Genomic DNA, 18,758 nt, shown 5'->3' with positions numbered 1-18,758 from the left:
TCTTGCTAGATATTATCAGATGCTCTTTTTACCATATATGCAGTTTCTCCTAAACCTATAAATCCCATTTCCTTATAGAAAAGTTGTGCATCATTACTTGTGTCTACACATAATCTTACAGCTTCATACTCATAATTAGCTAGATTTAATAATCTCATAATCATTTTCCTAGCTAGTCCATTTCTTTGAAAATGGGGATGTACTACTAAATCAAGTATATATGGGAATCCATTAATAAGCCCCACTGTACATGCAGAAACAAGCTTATTATCAGCCTTATGATATATAAGTGACGACCACCTTTTGGGAACATTCATAGCTTTAACATGATTAAAGAATATATCCACACTATTCATCTGAAACTGGTAGCTTTGAGCTGCTATAAGTGGCACATTACTTTTACTATAGGTATCATAATATAACTGAGTCATTTCTTTTTTATGTTTAGTTTCCGGTATACTATAGCTAAACTCATCACCAAAATCTACATTATATTTTCCTGTAGGACATATCATTAATTTTTCTCCTCTTTCCTTTAAAAATCCATGACTTTTATAAAGATTAACTAATGATAAATCTACATTAGGTACTACAATTTCCTTATTCATATCCGATATTTTTTGTGTATGATATATTAAAGCTCTACTTAACTCTTCTTTGTCTTCAAAAGGTTCTATGGTAAAAACACATTTAAGCATATTCGGCTTTATAAGCGCACCACCTATTTTTCTATTATTTTTAACTACCCAGTATGCAAAGTCTGATTTAATATATCGTTCTATTTCTCCCTTAAACGTTAAAGGCATCCACTCATTTAATTGACTTAATCTATATATAGCATGATATGTTGCCCATTGTCTTATATCTGCTTTTATAATTTTATATTCATTAAAATTGCACATAATCTGCTTTTCCAATCCTTTCATGCTTGCCATCTGCTCTTATTTTTGTTCTCTAAAATATGCTTGACATCTACTAACCCAAAGTCTTTCATGTTCCTCTGGTGTTACTATTCTATTAGTTAAATCCTTAATTGTAAAAATCTTTTCCTTTTCACACCATTTTAAACATGTTTCAAAAAATTTTATATCTACATTCTCCTCTTCAAAATAAGCATAAACATATTTAAATCCTTTATTATAAGCCACAAGTAATCTAGAATAACCATCTATGCAAACTATTTTGTCTTTTATTTTTACACAAGTAATTACAATATCTTCTGAGCTTTCTATCCAAGAACTCACCTTATTAATTTTTACTTTATCAGCAGTTAACTGCTCAGGTGTTATTTTATTTATATCAATTTTGAATACTTCAACATAATCTCTTATATGTAGTATCCATGTAGATTCTTTCTTAAACCCCGCATCTTTTAAAATATCTTCTTTAATAATGCTTCCATCTTTACATAGAATTCTTTTTAAATATGAGTTCCAATATTTTATTTCATCTATAAATCCCTTAAAAACCACTCTTTCATCATGGAACTTAAATATATTAAAATTTATAATTTCTGCTTCTTCTAAATTCTTTATTTCATATTCCAATACTCCAATTACCTCTGCATCTTCACTGGCAATTAATGCAGTGTTGTGAATTAAACTTTTTTCATGCTTTATATATTTAGTATCACTTTCTGTTGCTCTATAAAAGTCCATTTTGTTTATCCCTCACAATACCTACATTTTTTTGATAAATCTTCACTTCTTTTATAAAATTTCTTCAAATCTTTCTTTAGTCATTCTAAAACTAATGCTTTCTTCTGCACTAGAAATCACTTCAAATCCAAATTTCTTTAAAGCCTGCTGCCCATTTACATTTATCACTTCGTCCAACATAACTTCTCCACCAAATTCATAAAAGTAGTATTTTAACATAAGTTTCATGGCCTCATTGGCATAGCCTCTGCCCCTATATTTACTTTCTATTTTTATGTTAAACTCGGCAGTTTTATTTATTTCATCATATCTATGAAAACTAACTTCCCCAACACTTTGGTGTTCATTATTGTAAATAAGACAATAAAAGTTTCTTCCATCTCCCGGTTCTATCATTTTCTTATACCAACTATCCCATTTTTCTTTAGGAAAATCTAAAGCTCCGCCTACATCTTTCATAGTTTCCTCATCGGCCCAAAGTTTTTTCACATAAGTTAATTCATAAAACTGGGGCTTTTTTATATAAACCAATTTACCTTCCCTTTTAAAACATCCTTTCTTTAAGAATATCATATTATTTTTTTCTTTAAATCCACATTTTCTATATAGTTTTAGTGCTTTTTTATTTTCTTTATTAACACAAAGCGTAATACTTTCTATTTTCTCAAAAGAAAAAATCCAATTAATTGCTATATTAATGAGCTTACTACCTAAGCCCTTACCCTGCTTGTCTTCTCTTACTGCAATAAATTCAATATTGCTTTCTACAAACTCTGGCTCCACTTCAACATAAATTTGACCCAGCAATTCATTATTTTCTTTAATAATAAATACCTTTCTATGTTCGTTAATCCTGCTTAATATAGTTTTTCCATTATAATATGCTTTTGGGAAAATTCTATTATGAAGCATTTCAAATTGGTTATAATACTCTGACGTTATTTCGAAAAGTTTAAATTCTAAAGCCCTCTGTAATTCTTTGCTGTTTAATTCCATAATTATAAATTCACCGTTTCTTTGGAAATTATACCTTTCAGCAAATTTAATACATTTAATGTTTTTTGCATTACAAAATACACCAAATTCTTCACACATATTTGAAATAGATTTCGTAAGTTTATCCCAAAGCATTGAAAAGACCTCTGATTTATTAAAACCATCTCTTACAAATGGTCCCCACAATTCTCCAAATTTACTTTCTTCATCTATATCTACTCCCAATATTCCAACAATCTTATCATATTCATAAGCAGCAACAAAGCACTTTTCTAATGCTTCTTTTGTGTATTCCTCTTGAAGAGATTTTAAAATTTCCTCCTTTAAAACACCGCAATATCCTATATGGTGTTTTTTATCAGAATTCATATATGCTATAAACTCTGATACTTTTTCTAATTCTCCAATTTTAATATTTCTTATTTTTAACATAAACGTAACCCCCATATCTTGTTAGTTCTTCATTAATTCTTAAGTAAATATGACTTTAAACTTTTAATTACTATAATCATTATTTTTACTTAAACCAAGTAAATACTTCATTAGCTACTTCATGGGGTTTATCCCAATGGATCATATGTCCTGCTTCCTCAATTTTTTTCACCTTGGAACCTGTTTTAATTTTAAATTTCCAAGCTAAAATTTCTCTAATCTCATTCATAGACTCAGGCAGTGTACTTTGAAGCAAACAAATTGGAGTAATAAGCCTATCATAAATGGAATCTATAGGGTAATAATACATTGACTTTATAGCACCTGCTGCAGTAAAACCATTTGCATGATATTTATATTTACCTTGTTCCACTCTTATTAAATCCGTTGCAGCTTCCTCTAACAGAAGAGACCATCTATTATAGTTACTCTTTTCCAATTTAATATGTTCTTCTAAGGTATGAAAACAGTATTCATCAAAATCTTTAATATAATAATCTATCTCTTTTTGTAAAGAATCAATCATTCCTGACCTTGAAGCCTCATAGGCATAGATCTCATTCTTTATATAATATCCCCCATCTAACAACATAACCTTCTTAACTTTTGATGGAGATGCAGCTATATAATGAAGTGCAATATCCGCACCCCATGAATGTGCCAATATAAAAAAACTATTTTTTGTTATGCTCGAAACAATTTTATCAATCCATTTAATCATGTTAGGCATTTCATAGTCTTCTTCTTTTAAAAATCCAGGTGTTTTTCCGTGTCCTGGTAAATCTATAGATATAATATGATATTTATTCTTCAATAAATAACCTAATTCAATAAAGCTGAGGCTTGTACTACCCAAACCATGAAAACATATAATTACTGGATTTTGGTCATTTCCCCACTCATTAATTCTTGCTTTAATCCCATCTCTATTTATATAAATTTCTTTCATCATTATATCCTCTGCTTATTATTTCCTTAATCTCCCTTACATCTTTTATCATAGTAACCCCCTATTTTAATCCCATAATAAAATTATTTTTTTCCCTTTATGTGTATTTTAAATATTTGATAACCATCTCTTAAAAAAATTAAGGATGTACATGAACATACATTCATTTACATCCTTTTCCTATTCAACATCATATATGTACGATTTTAATCAAAAATAAAATCATTAAACATATACTATTGAAAATAAAAAGCTGTGCTATCAAAGACAACACAATTGATGTTGTTCTTAATCTTTATTACTAAAATTCCATTACTTATTTTTATTTCAACGTGCTAGCTGCAAGAGTAGTAAGTCCAGCTCTCATCTTATAAGCTTCAACTATATCTTTTGCTTTATATCTAATCTTATTTGCCTCAATAAGTTCTACTCCTGGAATAAATAAGGTAGCTTCAGCCATGCCGCTATTTAGGAATGTCATTTCTAGTTCCACTGGCCCTTTAATTTTGCAAGGCTCTATTATATCTTTATAATTTGAAGAAAGTACTTTTTTAGTAGCCTCCTCTAGCATTTTGTGTACCTTTTTAGGTTGTACACATTCTGCAGTATATCTGCTGTGTGCTTTTTTAACTACTACTGTTTCTATTTTTTCATTAAATGCATTCACCTGGTCTGAAAGCACATTATCACCAGATACCATAACCACAGGCACTCCAAAATGTCCCGCTAAAAGAGAATTAAACTCAGATTCTCCAAATACTTTTCCATTTATTTTTACTTCTGAAATTACAATTCCATAGTATGTGTGTGAAAGCACACCAGGTGTATTATGCCTAGCATGATATCCTATAAGCATTACAGCATCAAAGCTTTCATCTAATCCTTCCATCATTCCATAAAGTTTCTTATTTCCAGATATAAGTCTTGCATCTTCATCTAAATCCTCAATAATTATGTTTGTCATAGGACCGTGAGAATCATTTACTAATATATCACAAGCTCCTGCAGCCTTTGCTCCCCTTATTACTGCGTTAACTTCTTCAGTCATGAGTCTTCTTGCTCTTTCGTAATCATGACCTGTTTCTGTAGTTTGACTTCCTTTAACTACACCACTTATCCCCTCTATATCTGCTGATATGTAAATTTTCATGTTCTTCCCTCCATTTTATTATTTCTAATATATTTTAATGAAATAACACTAAGATGATTATCCCACAAAAATCATTACATTATTTTAATTATGAAATTTCTCTGGAATGACTTTCATAAGAAGCGAAGGAACTGTTTAAATTTATTGTTCAGAGCTCTTATGTAAGTCATGGAGGAGAAATTTCATAATTCAGCACATTGTATCCTTTTGTGTTTAATCACTAATAGAAAATTGTTTTTATTGTGAATTTTATAAATATATATTCTATATTACCTTTATTTCGTTATAAATTCAATTGTATTTAAAATATCTGTTTAGGTGATAAGATGTACTTGAGTTCTAGTAGCAAGTGAAAATATATTTAATAATACCTTTTTCTATGTACACTGGCTTATATAAAATACATTATTGTGATAAAATACATTATGACTAAATAAATTATAAAGGAGTCAAGGATAACTTATGACAAATTCATTCAATACATTAAATTTAAACCAAAATTTAATAGAAGCGTTAAAAAAACAAGGTATAAAAGATCCAACGGATATTCAAATGAAAGCAATACCCGTTTCCCTAGAAAATAAAGATATAATAGGTGAATCTCAAACCGGCAGCGGAAAGACACTTGCTTATTTACTTCCTATATTTCAAAAGATACATAGTGATAGAAAAGAAATGCAAGCAATAATATTAGCTCCAACTCATGAGCTAGCTATGCAAATAGATAAACAAATAAAACTTTTATCAGAAAACTCCATGATGGGCGTAACCTCTACTACTATAATAGGTGAAGTTAATATAAAAAGACAAATAGAAAAACTAAAGGAAAAACCTCACATAATAGTAGGTTCTTCTGGAAGAATACTTGAGCTTATAAAAAAGAGAAAAATTTCTGCCCATACTATTAAAACTATAGTTATAGACGAGGGAGATAAACTTTTAGATGAAAATAACTTAAATTCAGTGAAAGAAGTTATAAAGACAACTATGAGAGACAGACAATTAATGGTTTTTTCAGCTACTATAAATGAAAAAACCTTAAACACAGCCAAAGCCTTAATGAAAGACCCTGAAGTTATAAAAGTAGAGGGGAAAAATATAGCTAATCCAAATATAACTCATATGTATTTTGTAACAGAGCATAGAGATAAAATAGAAACTCTAAGAAAATTAATAGCTTCTACTAAGCCAGAAAAAGCTATTGTATTTATAAATAGAAGTGAAGAAATTAAATTAACCACCTTAAAACTTCAATATCATCACATGAAAGCCTATGGCATATATGGAACTGCTTCAAAGGAAGAACGTAAAAAAGCCTTAGAAGGCTTCAGAAGTGGAAAGTTTAATATTTTAGTAGCCTCTGATTTAGCTGCCAGAGGATTAGATGTAAATGATATAACTCATATATTTAATTTAGATTTACCTAGAGACCCTAAGGAATATCTTCATAGAGTAGGTAGAACTGGAAGAGCAGGTAAATCCGGCACCGCCCTTTCCATAGTTACAAAAGGAGAAGTTTCTATAATTAAAAAAATTTCAAAAAACTTCAATATAAAAATTCAAGAAAAAGAAATATTAAAAGGTTCTATAGTGAAACCACGTAATAATAAATACTCAAAACCATCTTCATTTAGTAAATTTATTTCAGATAAAAAAAGCTCTAATTCAAGTAAACAAAAATCTCGCTAAAATTTAGTCAAATTTATTAAATGGCTAGTGGTTCTGAACCACTAGCCATTTAATAAAATCTTAAGTACCCCTAAAACCTAGCACCCCAATACCCCTATCTCTATCCTTAGCACTAATTCTAAACTAATAATTAAACATTGGAACCTGTAGAGTAAAACTTGTCCATTATACACTAAAGGTTTAAAATTTAGTACTGCTAATTAACGATTATTTTAAATTTTATATCATTTTTGTAAAAAATATATAATTGATTTCGGTTGTAGTCTACTTAATTGGTTCTATCACCTGAATAGAAGGAGAATTTAAAACTTTATTAATTGTGCTAAGTATAAGATTTTCATCTACCTTATCTAAGTCTTTTATTTGCTCATATAAACTTAAAGGCTCACCATACATAATTCCATAAACCGCTAAATTCAAGCTTAATCTTATAGACTGTTCAAGTCCTAAAGAACGCTTTAACTTTATACTTTTACATAATTTATTGACTCTATCTTGTGTAAAAATTTCTTTACAGCTTTTTACCTCTTGTATTTGCTGATTTATTAAATTTATAGTTTGGTTTATTTTATCTTTTGAAGTACCTACGTAAATTGTAAAAAGTTTTATTCCTGTTTCATTTTTTATACTACTAGTTATATCATAGGCAAGTCCATTCTCTGTTCTTATCTTTTGATATAAAAGACTGCTAGTTCCTTCTCCAAAATAAGCATTAAACACCCTTAATGCTTTTACTTCCTTATCATTTAAATTATGTATTGGAAATATATATTGTATTTTAGCTGTTTCCATATCCTTTTTTAACTTTACAAAAGTACCTAGATTATTATTCTCATACAATGGAATAAATTCTTTACTTTCTAAATTTTCCTGTTTCCATTTTTCAAATATATTTTCTATTTCATTCACTATATCTTTGAAACCTAGTGAGGATACCACACTTATTACACAGTTCTCTGGAATATAGTGTTCATTATAAAACTCAACTACATCCTCTCTTTTAAAACTTCTCACACTCTCCTCAGTACCTATTATTAAATTTTTAATTCTTCTGCTACTAAAAGAATTATAGAAAAGCTCATCTTCACAATACTGGGCCAAATCATCTTTCCACTCTCTAAGTTCTTGACATATAACATCTATTTCTTCTTTAAAGCCCTCCTCTGGAAAGATTGGATTTAGCACTATATCAGTGTATAATTGAAAGGCTTTATGAAAATCTTCAGATAAGCATGTAGCATAGTACACTACATATGGATAATTGGTCATAGCATTATTGAATCCAAAATATTCATCACATAATTCATTTATTTCTTCTTCATCTCTAGTTTTTGTACCTTTGAATACCATATGTTCAACCACATGAGCAAGTCCCAATTGATTTTTTTCTTCAACTATAGCACCTGCATTAAATGCCATAGAAAAAGATGTTATATCACTTGCTGCCTTTTCATAAACAATTTTTATTCCATTTTTCATAATTAACTCTTCCATCAAATCACCTACTTATAATTATAAATATCCAATAGTATTATTATATAACATTTGCTAATACTACTTCCATAGTGATATATATATATAATAACAAATTTAGTAAAACTTATGGATATATTATTATATATCTTTTAATATTTGGTTAATTTTATCCTTTTTTTACAAAACGTAGTATAATTAAAGTTATAGATATAATATACTTATTTTTATCATTAAATACTAACTATATTATTTATTTTCAAATTACCATTATCATTCAGATATTATCTTGGTAATGACTAATATCTAAATCATATATATTTAAATAACTAATGGGATCTAGATAATAAATTTTTGTAGTTTTTAGTTTGATATATTAAAGGAGCCTTTTATATGGACACTAAAAAAACGTTTAATAATTTATTACAATTCATAACTTATGCACTAATAGGAGGAAGCAACGAACTTATTAATTTGGCAATATTAAATTTTCTAACCTACATAACAGGTATATACTCTAATAAGTTCATACTTCTTATATTTGAATTAATATCTTTTATAGCTTATTCCATAAATGGTTACTTTCTAAATAAAAAATTTACTTTTAAAGCTAAGAAAAGTTCTTATTTTAAATACGCCAGTGTTCTTGGTACTTCAGCCATATTTAATACACTTTTATTTATAATTTTAAATTCAAACAATATGTTTAATTTATCAAATTCGCTTTGGCTTAATATGTCAAAAATAATTGCCTCCATGACTGTAGGCGTTATAACTTTTTTAGTTAATAAATTTTTTGTTTTTAAAACTAAAACATTATAATAAATGCAATTAATAATAATTTATATAATTGAAATTTGCAGGTAAGTAGTAGGTAATAGGTAAGAGCTACTCTACAAATTCCTATTTTACATTCTAAATTTCAAATTAAAAACCCTTATTAATCTAATGCAGAGCTTGAACTTTATGTGCCAAAGTTGAGTAATTAACTTTACTTTATTAAAATAAGAAGCCTTGTAAAAAAACAAGTTTTTCTACAAAGCTTTTAATTTTATATAAGGTACATGAAAAGAAATAACAAGTCAAAGATGCTGGTATATTTTGTGTCAGACAAGGAAGCAGGTTCCGCCGCTAGTAGAACTATCGGTGGGTTCTGCTGACGCAGTATGACGCAAAATACACTAGCATACTGACTTGTTATTTATTTGAATGTGCCTTAATTACTTCATCTTAATACCACTTAAAATTTCATCCATAACTACCATCATAATACTCTTTCCTCTGCCAGCTCTATTTTGAAGCTTTATTTCATCTAAAGATACTTCCTCTACATTTTTCTTATTAGTAGTTAATATAATTTTTTCCGTATTGCTTGTATATGAAACAGCAATTTCATTAAATTTGCTACTTTCCTTAGATACATCTGTGGCTACAAGTGCTCCAAATATTACTTCATCATCTTCTCTTAAACTTATACCTGTAACCCCTGAGGCTATTTTACCCATATAATTTACAGAATCTGCTGAAAATCTTATACTCATGGCCTTTTTTGTTATTATAATTATATCTTTTTTATCTGATGAATTATAAGCTTCTACATCTATGAGTAAATCATCCTCATTTCTAAATTTATAACATACAGTGGATATATAATTACCTTTAAATTCACTTAAAGCTGTTTTCTTAACATATCCATTTTTACTAAAGAAATACAAATCCAATTCTTCATTAAAATCTCTTATAGACAATGTACTTAACACTATGTTTTCTTTATTGAATTCATCTAATATATTACTTAAATTAAATTTGTCACTGCTTATATTTTCTAGCAAATATCCAGGTATCTGATGAACAAATCCCTTACTATCAAACACAAGAATAGTATCATCCCATTTATAGCTAACACTTCCTGATACTTCTTTATCACTAACTTTAATATTTCCTGTTTTACTTATTTTAATAAATAATTTCTTAGGAGAATACTCTTCTATAAATTTCACAGATTTAATTCTATTCTTTGAACCTAAATTTACTAAAGTGATTCCTTTTATATTTCTGTCGCCTTCCTCTAGTTTAGGCTCCTTTAATGTAAACTTCAAATCATTTTCCGTTAAAATTTCAATATATGCTTCTTTTCTTCCACTATTCATTAAATTTACATCTACTAATTTTTCACTATTCTTAAGTTTAAGAGCTGAAATTTTTGAATAATTAGTATTAAATCTTTCCAAAGAAGACTTTTTCATAGTTCCTTCGTCTGTTAAAAATATAAAAACTTTTTCACTATTAAAATCATCTATAGAGTATACATTTACTATTCTTTCTTCTTCTAAATTTAAACCTTTAATTATGGAATCTAATCTTTCACCTTTTTCTTTCCATTTAAGCTCAGGAAGCTCTATAACTTTTGTTTGATACATGTTTCCTTTATCCGTAAACACAACCAAACTATGTTTCGTATTAGACTCTATAAAATACTTATTAAAATCTCCTTCTCTATACTCAATATCCTCTACACCCAAATTAGTTCTAACATAGGATTTAGATGAAATTCTCTTTATAAATCCTTCATTAGACATAGTTATCATATTATCTTCTTCTATTATTATTTCTTCAATTTCTATTTTAGCTTCATCATCATCTTTTACTATTTCCGTTCTTCTTTCATCACCATACATATTTTTTACATCTAAAAGTTCTTTTTTTATTACTTTATAAAGCTCTTTTTCACTGGATAGTATTTTTTCCAAAGCTTTAATTTTCTTTTCTAATTCTCTGTACTCCTTTTGAAATACCTTTATTTCTAGACCTGTGAGTTTATAAAGCATAAGTTCCACTATAGCCTGCGCTTGTTCTGGAGTAAATCCAAGCTTGCTTACAAGGTTATTTTCAGAGTCTTTTTTAGACTTAGATGCTCTTATCACCTTTAATATTTCATCCATTATATCTATAGCTTTTATAAATCCCTCTACTATATGGAATCTCTTCTTTGTTACTTCTAACTCTTTAAGTGTCCTTCTTGTAACAACTTCCTTTTGGTGGTCTACATAATATTTAAGGATAGTTTTAAGTCCCATGGTTTCAGGCTTACCATTAGCTAAAGCTACCATATTGAAGTTTATATTACATTGAAGATCTGTCTTTTTAAATAAATACTTTAAAACTTTCTCTACAATATCTTTTTCCACAGACTTTCTAAATTCAATAACCGCTCTTATACCATTTCTATCAGATTCATCTCTTATATCAGTTATGGATTCTAATGTCTTAGAGTGTTTTTTGTCTGCTGTCATCTCTGAAATAGTTTGAAGTATTTTGGCTTTATTTTTCCTGTAAGGGAACTCTTTTATCACTATGCCCCATCTTCCATTTTCCAATTTTTCTATAGATGTTTTAGCACGTAAAGTAACTTTTCCCTCACCAGTTTCATAGCTAGACAATATGGAATTTTTACCTATCAAAACCCCACCTGTAGGCAAATCTGGTCCCTTTATATAATTTAAAAGTTCCTTTACTGATATATCATTATTTTCTATGTATGCTATGGTTCCATCTATTACTTCACTTAAATTATGAGGTGGTATATTTGTAGATAGTCCTACTGCTATGCCAAAGGTTCCATTTACCAGTAAGTTTGGATATCTACTTGGCAGTACCCTTGGTTCCTTTTCTGTTTCTGAATAGTTGTAAGTCATATCTACTACATCTTTATCTATATCTCTTAAAGCTTCTAGAGCAATAGGTGTAAGCCTTGCCTCTGTATAACGCATAGCTGCGGCACTATCACCATCTATACTTCCCCAGTTACCGTGTCCATCTATTAAAGGATATCTAGTGGAAAAGCTTTGAGCTAATATAACTAAAGCATCATATACAGAAGTATCTCCATGGGGATGAAATTTTCCGAGAATATCTCCTACAATTCTTGCAGATTTAAAGTAGGGCTTATCTGGAAAAGCCTTAAGCATATATGCACCATAAAGTATTCTTCTGTGAACTGGCTTAAATCCATCTCTTACATCAGGAAGAGCCCTGTCTTTAGCTACTTCTACTGCGTAGGGCAAATAGTTTTCAGGCATGGCATCTTCTAGAGGTATTTCTATAATATTATTATCCTTAGGTATGTCAACTTTTTTAGCCATTTTCTCATTCCTTTCTAAATTCCATAACAATATCTTATTAAAATTTTAAAATTTTCCGTGCTTATACATATAATTTCTTCGTGGTTCTACCACTTCACCCATTAAAAGAGAAACCATTCTTTCTGCCTTTGCTGCATCATCAATAGTGACCCTTTGAAGAATTCTAGTTTCAGGATTTAATGTAGTGTCCCAAAGCTGATCAGGATTCATTTCTCCAAGTCCCTTATATCTTTGAATATTTGCTCCTCTACCTATAATTTTCTTTGCCTCTTCTAAATTTTCATCGCTGTAAGCATATTTTTCCAAGCCGCCACCTTTGCCATTTTTATATACCTTGTAAAGAGGTGGAAGAGCTATATATAAATGTCCATTGGCTATAAGAGGCCTCATATATCTATAAATATAAGTCATCCAAAGAGTTCTTATATGATATCCATCCACATCTGCATCACTTAATATTATAATTTTATCGTATTTAAGATCTTTCTCTTGATAATTATCTAAAACACCAGTTCCTATAGCTGTATTAAAAATTTTAAGTTCCTCACTGGCAAGTACATTTTCTAATTTTTGCTTTTCTGTGTTCATAATCTTACCTTTAGAAGGCATTATGGTTTGAAATCTTCTGTCTCTAGCCATCTTGGCACTGCCACCAGCTGAATCTCCCTCCACAATTATGAATTCTCTAGAGTCAATGTTTCTCATAGTACAAACAGCTACCTTTCCAGCTAAAGGAGCTGTGCCCTTTCCTACCTTTTTCTTTTCTGCTTCATTTATCTTCTTGATTTTTTCCCTTCTAGTTGCAGCAGCCACAGCATTATTTATTATACTTGCTGCCATTTCTTTATTATCTTCTATCCAAGTACATAAACAATTATAGCTTAAATCATTTAGCGCAGTATAAGCTTCATTATTGCCCAGTTTAGTTTTAGTCTGTCCTTCAAATATAGGATTGGTTATTTTTACCTTTAATATGGCTGTAAGCCCTTCTCTTAAATCATTTCCCTCAAAATCATCTTTTTCCTTCATAAGATTTAATTTTTTAGCCATATCTTTAAAAGCACGAGTCATGCCTGTCTTAAATCCAGTTTCATGAGTACCTGCCTCCGTAGTAGGTATATTATTTACATAGCTTGCTATATATTCTGTAGTAGAGTCTGTAAATTGTATACATACCTCTGCATACACATTATTTTCCCCTATTTTTTTTTCATCTTCAAACAATATAGGTTCTTTATGGATTATAGTTTTGCTTTCATTTAAATAATCCATAAAATCTAAAAGACCTCTTTCAGAATGATATTCTTTTGAAGTCTCATTTTCTCCTCTTCTATCTTTTAAAACAAGCCTTATTCCCTTATTTTGAAAAGCTAGTTCTTGAAGTCTTTCATCTATTATTTCTGACTTAAATTCAGTGGTAGAAAACACCTTTTTATCCGGTAAAAAAGTAACTTTCGTTCCAGTTTCCTTAGTTTCTCCTACCTCCATAAGTGGAGTTACTGCTGTTCCTGGCATATCCTTTTTTAATTCTTTATCATAAGCATATTCGAACCTTTGTCTATGTATTTTTCCACCCTGAAAAACCTCTACCTCCATCCATTTTGAAAGTGCATTCACCACAGATGAACCAACTCCATGAAGTCCTCCTGATGTTTTATAATTCTTATTATTAAATTTTCCACCAGTATGTAGTTCTGTAAAAACCATTTCCACACCAGATTTTTTCTTAATTGGATGAATACCTGTAGGAATTCCTCTACCGTTATCTCTTACAGTAATACTACCATCTTTATTTAAAATTACTTCTGCCGTATCTCCAAAGCCATTAGTTATTTCATCTATAGCATTATCTAATATCTCCCAAAGACAATGATGAAGTCCTCTAGATCCCGTAGAACCTATATACATACCTGGTCTAATCCTAACAGGTTCTAGTTTTTCTAATGAGGTTAAATCTGTAACATCATAATTTATTTTATTATCTATTTTATTACTAATCACACTATGCTGCCTCCAATCTAAAAGCGTTTCACAAACATGCGTTCTTAATCGAACTATATATTTATATTAACTTAGTTTACACCATAAATGCAAGTATTTTATATATCACATCCCACACAAGCTCACCTTCTAGGCACATATGTCTAGTTTTTCCCTATAATTTACATTTATTTTCATATACTATAGTATAAACTTTAAATTAAAAGCTGTCAAAGAAATAACACTATTTTATTAATTTATGTTTTTTTCCGCAAGTTTTATATTTTATTAACAAAATATTAATGATAAAAAAGTAAGTTAATATTATAATAGAGTTATAAGTTATTTATAAAATATATATCAAAGGACGGTTATTCATATGAATGTAGCTTTTTTTCTTACACCAAAGACGGATGTTGTTTTTTTAAATATAAATTCTACCATGAGGCAAGCTTTAGAAAAAATGGAGTTTCACCGTTACACTGCAGTTCCTCTTATAGATGATAATGGAAGGTATGTAGGAACTTTAACTGAAGGTGATCTCCTATGGAAAATAAAAAGCTTAAACACCTTGGATTTTAACAAAACAAATGATATTTTTGTAAAAGACATTTCAAGACGTGTAAAGAACAAAGCAGTATCAATAAACTCAGACATAAGTAGTTTAATAAGTCTAGCTAAAGATCAAAATTTTGTTCCAGTGGTAGATGATCAAGGAATATTCATTGGCATTATAAAGAGAAGTGATATAATAAATTATTGCCAAAACATGATTTATAAAAATAACTAATTTAAATCCTAAGGCTCCCAGAGCTAATATTACATTGGACACTGGGAGCCTGTTATTTAATTAAATAATTACTTAATATTCTTATCTAAATATCTTTTAATTCTAAAATTCCATAAGTTATAATATTCTCTTTCCTCTTCCTTTACCACTTTTAAGAATTCCTCTAAAGCACCTATTTTATTTAATCCTTTCATTAAATGTCTGGGGTAAATAACCTCTTTGCTATAACTATTTTTAGGGTCTATCACCATTAAAGACTTATTCTCTTGAACATAAATATCCTTACACCTTATATCAAGTCTTTTAAAATTAAGTCTCTTAAATTCTTTTATTAATTTTACTAAATTAATAGATATTTTTTTATCAATACCTTCTCTTATTATATAATAATCTAGCCTCTCTCCACCTATATAATCTCTTATTATATAGTAGTCCCCATGCTTATATGTCTTTGGAAAGTATTTACTAGTAGCTACATTCTTAAATATATCGTACTCCTCTAAACACACCTTATTTTCCATAAAAATCTTCATAATTTTATTATCAGGTAGCAAATAAACTATGCCATTATGCCCCTTTCCTAAGTACTGCCCTTTTTTTAAAATCGCTTCTGCCTTCTCATCCATATCTATGTAGTAATCTATTAATTTCCTCATATATTCCTCTCTTTTAATTGGTCCTTATGCTATTTTATGATAATATAATTAAATATATACTAACTTATTATTTATTTGAATGTGCCTAATACAATTAACGTATCGTAATTCTCACCTCTATGTATTTCTTTGCAATTTAACTTATAGATAATATCCATTATATCAATATAATTTAAATACATTTTTATGATTAAAGGATTAAACCTTCCTTTGTTGAATTTCTATATATAGTATTTATATAAGGAAAGGGGTATTTTTATATGTCAGAACTAATTTCCCTAACATGGGACGACGAAAAGGATGAACTTTGTCTTTTAGACCAAAGAACTCTTCCAAACACCATTAACTACATAGTATATAAAAGTGGAGATGGTATATATGATGCCATAAAAGATATGGTAGTTAGAGGTGCTCCTGCTATAGGTGTTACGGCAGCTTATGGTATATATCTCTCTATAAAAGATATACCTGAAAACAATTTTAAAGTTTTTTTTAATATTATGAAAGAAAAGTGCAAATATATAAATTCTAGTAGACCTACTGCTGTAAACTTATCCTGGGCTTTAAATAGGATGTTAGATAAAGCTATGGAATCTAAAGATAAACCTGTTAGTAAAATAAAATCCATCCTAAAAGATGAAGCAAAAAATATACACAAAGAAGATATAGAAATTTGCAGAAAAATAGGTGAAAATCTATTGACTCTTTTAAAAAATGGAGATGGTATTTTAACTCACTGCAATGCTGGTCAACTTGCCACGTCTAAATATGGTACTGCAACAGCTCCTATGTATTTAGCAAAAGAAAAGGGGTGGAATTTCAAAGTATATTCAGATGAAACTAGACCACGACTTCAAGGCTCCACTTTAACTGCTTTAGAGCTTCAAATGGCTGGTATAGATGTGACAACCATAACAGACAATATGGCTGCTGTGGTTATGAGTCAAGGAAAAATAGATGCAGTTATCGTTGGCTGCGACAGAATAGCTGCAAACGGAGATACCGCCAACAAAATAGGTACCTTCGGAGTATCTATTTTAGCTAAATATTTTGATATTCCTATGTATATAGCCGCACCTACCCCTAGTATAGATTTAAACACTCCTTGTGGAGAAGATATTCCAATTGAAGAAAGAGACCCTGAAGAGGTAACCTGTAGATTTGGTGTGTGGACAGCCCCAAAAGATGTTAAAATATATAATCCTTCTTTTGATGTAACACCTCATCAAAACATTACCGCCATAGTTACTGAAAAAGGCATTATCTATCCTCCATTTGATGAAAATCTTAAAAAAGTTCTTTAGCAATAGCTGAAAAATAAAGTCTGCTTAAGTAAACTATTTTTCATCAGTGTAAACGTAATATTTAAAAATATCTATGTTTAAATATTACTTTATTAAAAAAATATATGTACAATTAATAAATATTATCATTTAATTTGTAATATATATTCAAAACATTTTCAAAATATAGTATAATTAAATTTAATACATAGTTTGTTTTAAAAGGAGGTCTTTATATGGCTAAAAAAAGAAGTGGTATCGCCAAAACATTAGGTGCTCTAGCTATTCTTTCAGCTGGTGCATTCGCTATTGCTAAATTAGTTAATAAAAATAATAATTCTCAATCAGAATCTTGTGAAGAATGTCCGGGATGCGAAGAATGTGAAGATACCCTAGAATCTACAGAAGAAGAAAATAAAAATGAGGAAGAAAGTACTGAAACTGAAAATTTTGAAGAAGAAAAAACTAACGAATAATTTAAAGGCTGTTGGTATTTACCAACAGCCTTTAATGATATTTATATCCTAAGGCACATTCAAATAAATAACAAGTCAGTATGCTAGTCTATTTTGCGTCATACTGCGTCAGCAGAACCCACCGATAGGTTTACTAGCGGCGGAACCTGCTTCCTTGTCTGACACAAAATATACCAGCATCTTTGACTTGTTATTTATTTTCATGTACCTAAAGTGCTTTTTCTATTATATCGTGAATTCTTTGTGATAAATCCTTTTTATCTTGTGAAGATAAATTTTCTAAATATATAGGTTCATGAATAATCATTTTCACTTTATTGCCTCTCACCTTATTTCCCACTTCTAAAACATTATATGTACCATCAATAGTAATAGGTACAATAGGTACACCTGCCTTAATAGGCAGTTTCATGCTTCCTTTTTTAAATTCTCCCATTTTAGAGCTTAAGCTCCTAGTGCCTTCTGGAAAAATAATTAATGAATATCCTTTTTTTAAATTTTCTACTCCTTCGTTTAAAGCTTTTAATCCTTCTCGAGCATTACTTCTATCAATAAAAACTGAATGAATTGACCTTAACCAACTTCTTATAAGCGGCAACTTAGTTATTTCCTTTTTAGCTATAAAACCTGTGACTCTATTTATATTTGCCATTAAAAGAAATCCATCAAAAATTGCTTGATGATTGCACATAAACACACAAGTTTCCGATGGTATATTATCCAATCCCATTACCTGTGTTTCTGTCTTAGACATTTTTAAAATATGCTTGGATGCCTTTTTAATCGCTAAATAAGCATATTCATCTGCTAACTTCTGCGATTTTCTTCTCAAAACAAATAATTTTAGTTTTCCAATTATACTAATAAATAAAAGATATATTACAAAATACGTATACCAAAGTATTTTAATCATAATAAGTGCTCCTTATCTTTCTGTATATAAATTTATGTACTTTTATAGTTTAACCTATTTTTATATATTTTTCTATATAACTTATATATTTATGATTTCACCTAGATTATTAATATCAAAATCTACTCAATACTCATAGAATATTATTGTAAAATATTTAATAGGGAGGTG

General features: G+C 29.1%; 15 protein-coding genes. 5 read left to right on the top strand and 10 right to left on the bottom strand.

Translation table 11 applies throughout. The features are described 5' to 3' along the window. Window positions 1–5 precede the first annotated feature (5 nt). From C1715_RS10525 to C1715_RS10505, 5 genes are all read right to left on the bottom strand, one after another. Window positions 6–926 (bottom strand): GNAT family N-acetyltransferase, encoded by a 921-nt coding sequence (locus C1715_RS10525; RefSeq protein ID WP_180964053.1) that lies wholly within the window; start codon window positions 924–926, stop codon window positions 6–8. 15 nt (window positions 927–941) lie between these two features. Next, window positions 942–1,658: a hypothetical protein gene (locus tag C1715_RS10520; RefSeq protein ID WP_102400441.1), complete on the bottom strand. Its 717-nt coding sequence runs from the start codon at window positions 1,656–1,658 to the stop codon at window positions 942–944. A 51-nt stretch (window positions 1,659–1,709) separates the two neighbouring features. Beyond that, a complete protein-coding gene (locus C1715_RS10515; RefSeq protein ID WP_180964052.1) occupies window positions 1,710–3,086 on the bottom strand; it encodes a GNAT family N-acetyltransferase in 1,377 nt (458 codons plus the stop codon). A gap of 85 nt (window positions 3,087–3,171) precedes the next feature. Beyond that, window positions 3,172–4,038, bottom strand: coding sequence for an alpha/beta hydrolase (locus C1715_RS10510; protein ID WP_207654973.1), 867 nt, complete (start codon window positions 4,036–4,038; stop codon window positions 3,172–3,174). Window positions 4,039–4,357: 319 nt separating this feature from the next. Next, window positions 4,358–5,185 carry a M55 family metallopeptidase gene (locus C1715_RS10505; protein WP_102400438.1) on the bottom strand — a complete coding sequence of 276 codons (828 nt, stop codon included), beginning with the start codon at window positions 5,183–5,185 and terminating at the stop codon, window positions 4,358–4,360. A gap of 462 nt (window positions 5,186–5,647) precedes the next feature. On the opposite strand from C1715_RS10505, the gene C1715_RS10500 reads away from it, so the two are divergent. Further along, window positions 5,648–6,874 (top strand): DEAD/DEAH box helicase, encoded by a 1,227-nt coding sequence (locus tag C1715_RS10500; RefSeq protein ID WP_102400437.1) that lies wholly within the window; start codon window positions 5,648–5,650, stop codon window positions 6,872–6,874. A gap of 264 nt (window positions 6,875–7,138) precedes the next feature. On the opposite strand, the gene C1715_RS10495 is transcribed toward C1715_RS10500, so the two are convergent. Beyond that, complete coding sequence (locus C1715_RS10495) at window positions 7,139–8,368, bottom strand: M16 family metallopeptidase (RefSeq protein ID WP_102400436.1); 1,230 nt, start codon at window positions 8,366–8,368, stop codon at window positions 7,139–7,141. Window positions 8,369–8,740: 372 nt separating this feature from the next. Here C1715_RS10495 and C1715_RS10490 point away from each other — a divergent pair, with 372 nt between their 5' ends. Then, the gene (locus tag C1715_RS10490; RefSeq protein ID WP_102400435.1) at window positions 8,741–9,169 is read left to right on the top strand and encodes a GtrA family protein; all 429 of its coding nucleotides are present in this window, start codon (window positions 8,741–8,743) and stop codon (window positions 9,167–9,169) included. Between the two features lie 398 nt (window positions 9,170–9,567). On the opposite strand, the gene C1715_RS10485 is transcribed toward C1715_RS10490, so the two are convergent. Together C1715_RS10485 and C1715_RS10480 are read right to left on the bottom strand one after the other, a co-directional pair. After that, entirely contained in the window at window positions 9,568–12,489 is a 2,922-nt protein-coding gene (locus C1715_RS10485; protein WP_102400434.1) for a DNA topoisomerase IV subunit A, read from the bottom strand. Window positions 12,490–12,534: 45 nt separating this feature from the next. Next, window positions 12,535–14,490 (bottom strand): DNA gyrase/topoisomerase IV subunit B, encoded by a 1,956-nt coding sequence (locus C1715_RS10480; RefSeq protein WP_423240828.1) that lies wholly within the window; start codon window positions 14,488–14,490, stop codon window positions 12,535–12,537. A gap of 358 nt (window positions 14,491–14,848) precedes the next feature. Here C1715_RS10480 and C1715_RS10475 point away from each other — a divergent pair, with 358 nt between their 5' ends. Beyond that, window positions 14,849–15,259, top strand: coding sequence for a CBS domain-containing protein (locus C1715_RS10475; RefSeq protein ID WP_102400433.1), 411 nt, complete (start codon window positions 14,849–14,851; stop codon window positions 15,257–15,259). Between the two features lie 68 nt (window positions 15,260–15,327). Here C1715_RS10475 and C1715_RS10470 read toward each other — a convergent pair whose 3' ends face one another. Further along, entirely contained in the window at window positions 15,328–15,915 is a 588-nt protein-coding gene (locus C1715_RS10470; RefSeq protein ID WP_102400432.1) for a protein kinase, read from the bottom strand. Window positions 15,916–16,175: 260 nt separating this feature from the next. Between C1715_RS10470 and mtnA the strand changes: the two genes are divergently transcribed. Together mtnA and C1715_RS10460 are read left to right on the top strand one after the other, a co-directional pair. Continuing rightward, window positions 16,176–17,219 carry an S-methyl-5-thioribose-1-phosphate isomerase gene (gene mtnA / locus C1715_RS10465; protein WP_102400431.1) on the top strand — a complete coding sequence of 348 codons (1,044 nt, stop codon included), beginning with the start codon at window positions 16,176–16,178 and terminating at the stop codon, window positions 17,217–17,219. Window positions 17,220–17,434: 215 nt separating this feature from the next. Continuing rightward, a complete protein-coding gene (locus C1715_RS10460) occupies window positions 17,435–17,674 on the top strand; it encodes a hypothetical protein (protein WP_102400430.1) in 240 nt (79 codons plus the stop codon). A 208-nt stretch (window positions 17,675–17,882) separates the two neighbouring features. Here C1715_RS10460 and C1715_RS10455 read toward each other — a convergent pair whose 3' ends face one another. Further along, window positions 17,883–18,587 (bottom strand): lysophospholipid acyltransferase family protein, encoded by a 705-nt coding sequence (locus tag C1715_RS10455; protein WP_102400429.1) that lies wholly within the window; start codon window positions 18,585–18,587, stop codon window positions 17,883–17,885. Between the last annotated feature and the right edge of the window lie 171 nt (window positions 18,588–18,758).

It is taken from the genome of Haloimpatiens massiliensis (assembly GCF_900184255.1).
GTDB lineage: Bacteria > Bacillota > Clostridia > Clostridiales > Clostridiaceae > Haloimpatiens > Haloimpatiens massiliensis.
This window is presented reverse-complemented; position numbering and strand designations above follow the sequence as displayed.

Excerpts from the sequence above, each read along its gene's own strand:
- C1715_RS10455 (WP_102400429.1), bottom strand. The coding sequence starts at position 18,587 with ATGATTAAAATACTTTGGTATACGTATTTTGTAATATATCTTTTATTT.
- C1715_RS10500 (WP_102400437.1), top strand. The coding sequence starts at position 5,648 with ATGACAAATTCATTCAATACATTAAATTTAAACCAAAATTTAATAGAA.
- C1715_RS10520 (WP_102400441.1), bottom strand. The coding sequence starts at position 1,658 with ATGGACTTTTATAGAGCAACAGAAAGTGATACTAAATATATAAAGCAT.
- C1715_RS10510 (WP_207654973.1), bottom strand. The coding sequence starts at position 4,038 with ATGATGAAAGAAATTTATATAAATAGAGATGGGATTAAAGCAAGAATT.
- C1715_RS10490 (WP_102400435.1), top strand. The coding sequence starts at position 8,741 with ATGGACACTAAAAAAACGTTTAATAATTTATTACAATTCATAACTTAT.
- C1715_RS10495 (WP_102400436.1), bottom strand. The coding sequence starts at position 8,368 with ATGGAAGAGTTAATTATGAAAAATGGAATAAAAATTGTTTATGAAAAG.
- C1715_RS10470 (WP_102400432.1), bottom strand. The coding sequence starts at position 15,915 with ATGAGGAAATTAATAGATTACTACATAGATATGGATGAGAAGGCAGAA.
- C1715_RS10515 (WP_180964052.1), bottom strand. The coding sequence starts at position 3,086 with ATGTTAAAAATAAGAAATATTAAAATTGGAGAATTAGAAAAAGTATCA.
- mtnA (WP_102400431.1), top strand. The coding sequence starts at position 16,176 with ATGTCAGAACTAATTTCCCTAACATGGGACGACGAAAAGGATGAACTT.
- C1715_RS10475 (WP_102400433.1), top strand. The coding sequence starts at position 14,849 with ATGAATGTAGCTTTTTTTCTTACACCAAAGACGGATGTTGTTTTTTTA.
- C1715_RS10460 (WP_102400430.1), top strand. The coding sequence starts at position 17,435 with ATGGCTAAAAAAAGAAGTGGTATCGCCAAAACATTAGGTGCTCTAGCT.
- C1715_RS10505 (WP_102400438.1), bottom strand. The coding sequence starts at position 5,185 with ATGAAAATTTACATATCAGCAGATATAGAGGGGATAAGTGGTGTAGTT.
- C1715_RS10525 (WP_180964053.1), bottom strand. The coding sequence starts at position 926 with ATGAAAGGATTGGAAAAGCAGATTATGTGCAATTTTAATGAATATAAA.
- C1715_RS10485 (WP_102400434.1), bottom strand. The coding sequence starts at position 12,489 with ATGGCTAAAAAAGTTGACATACCTAAGGATAATAATATTATAGAAATA.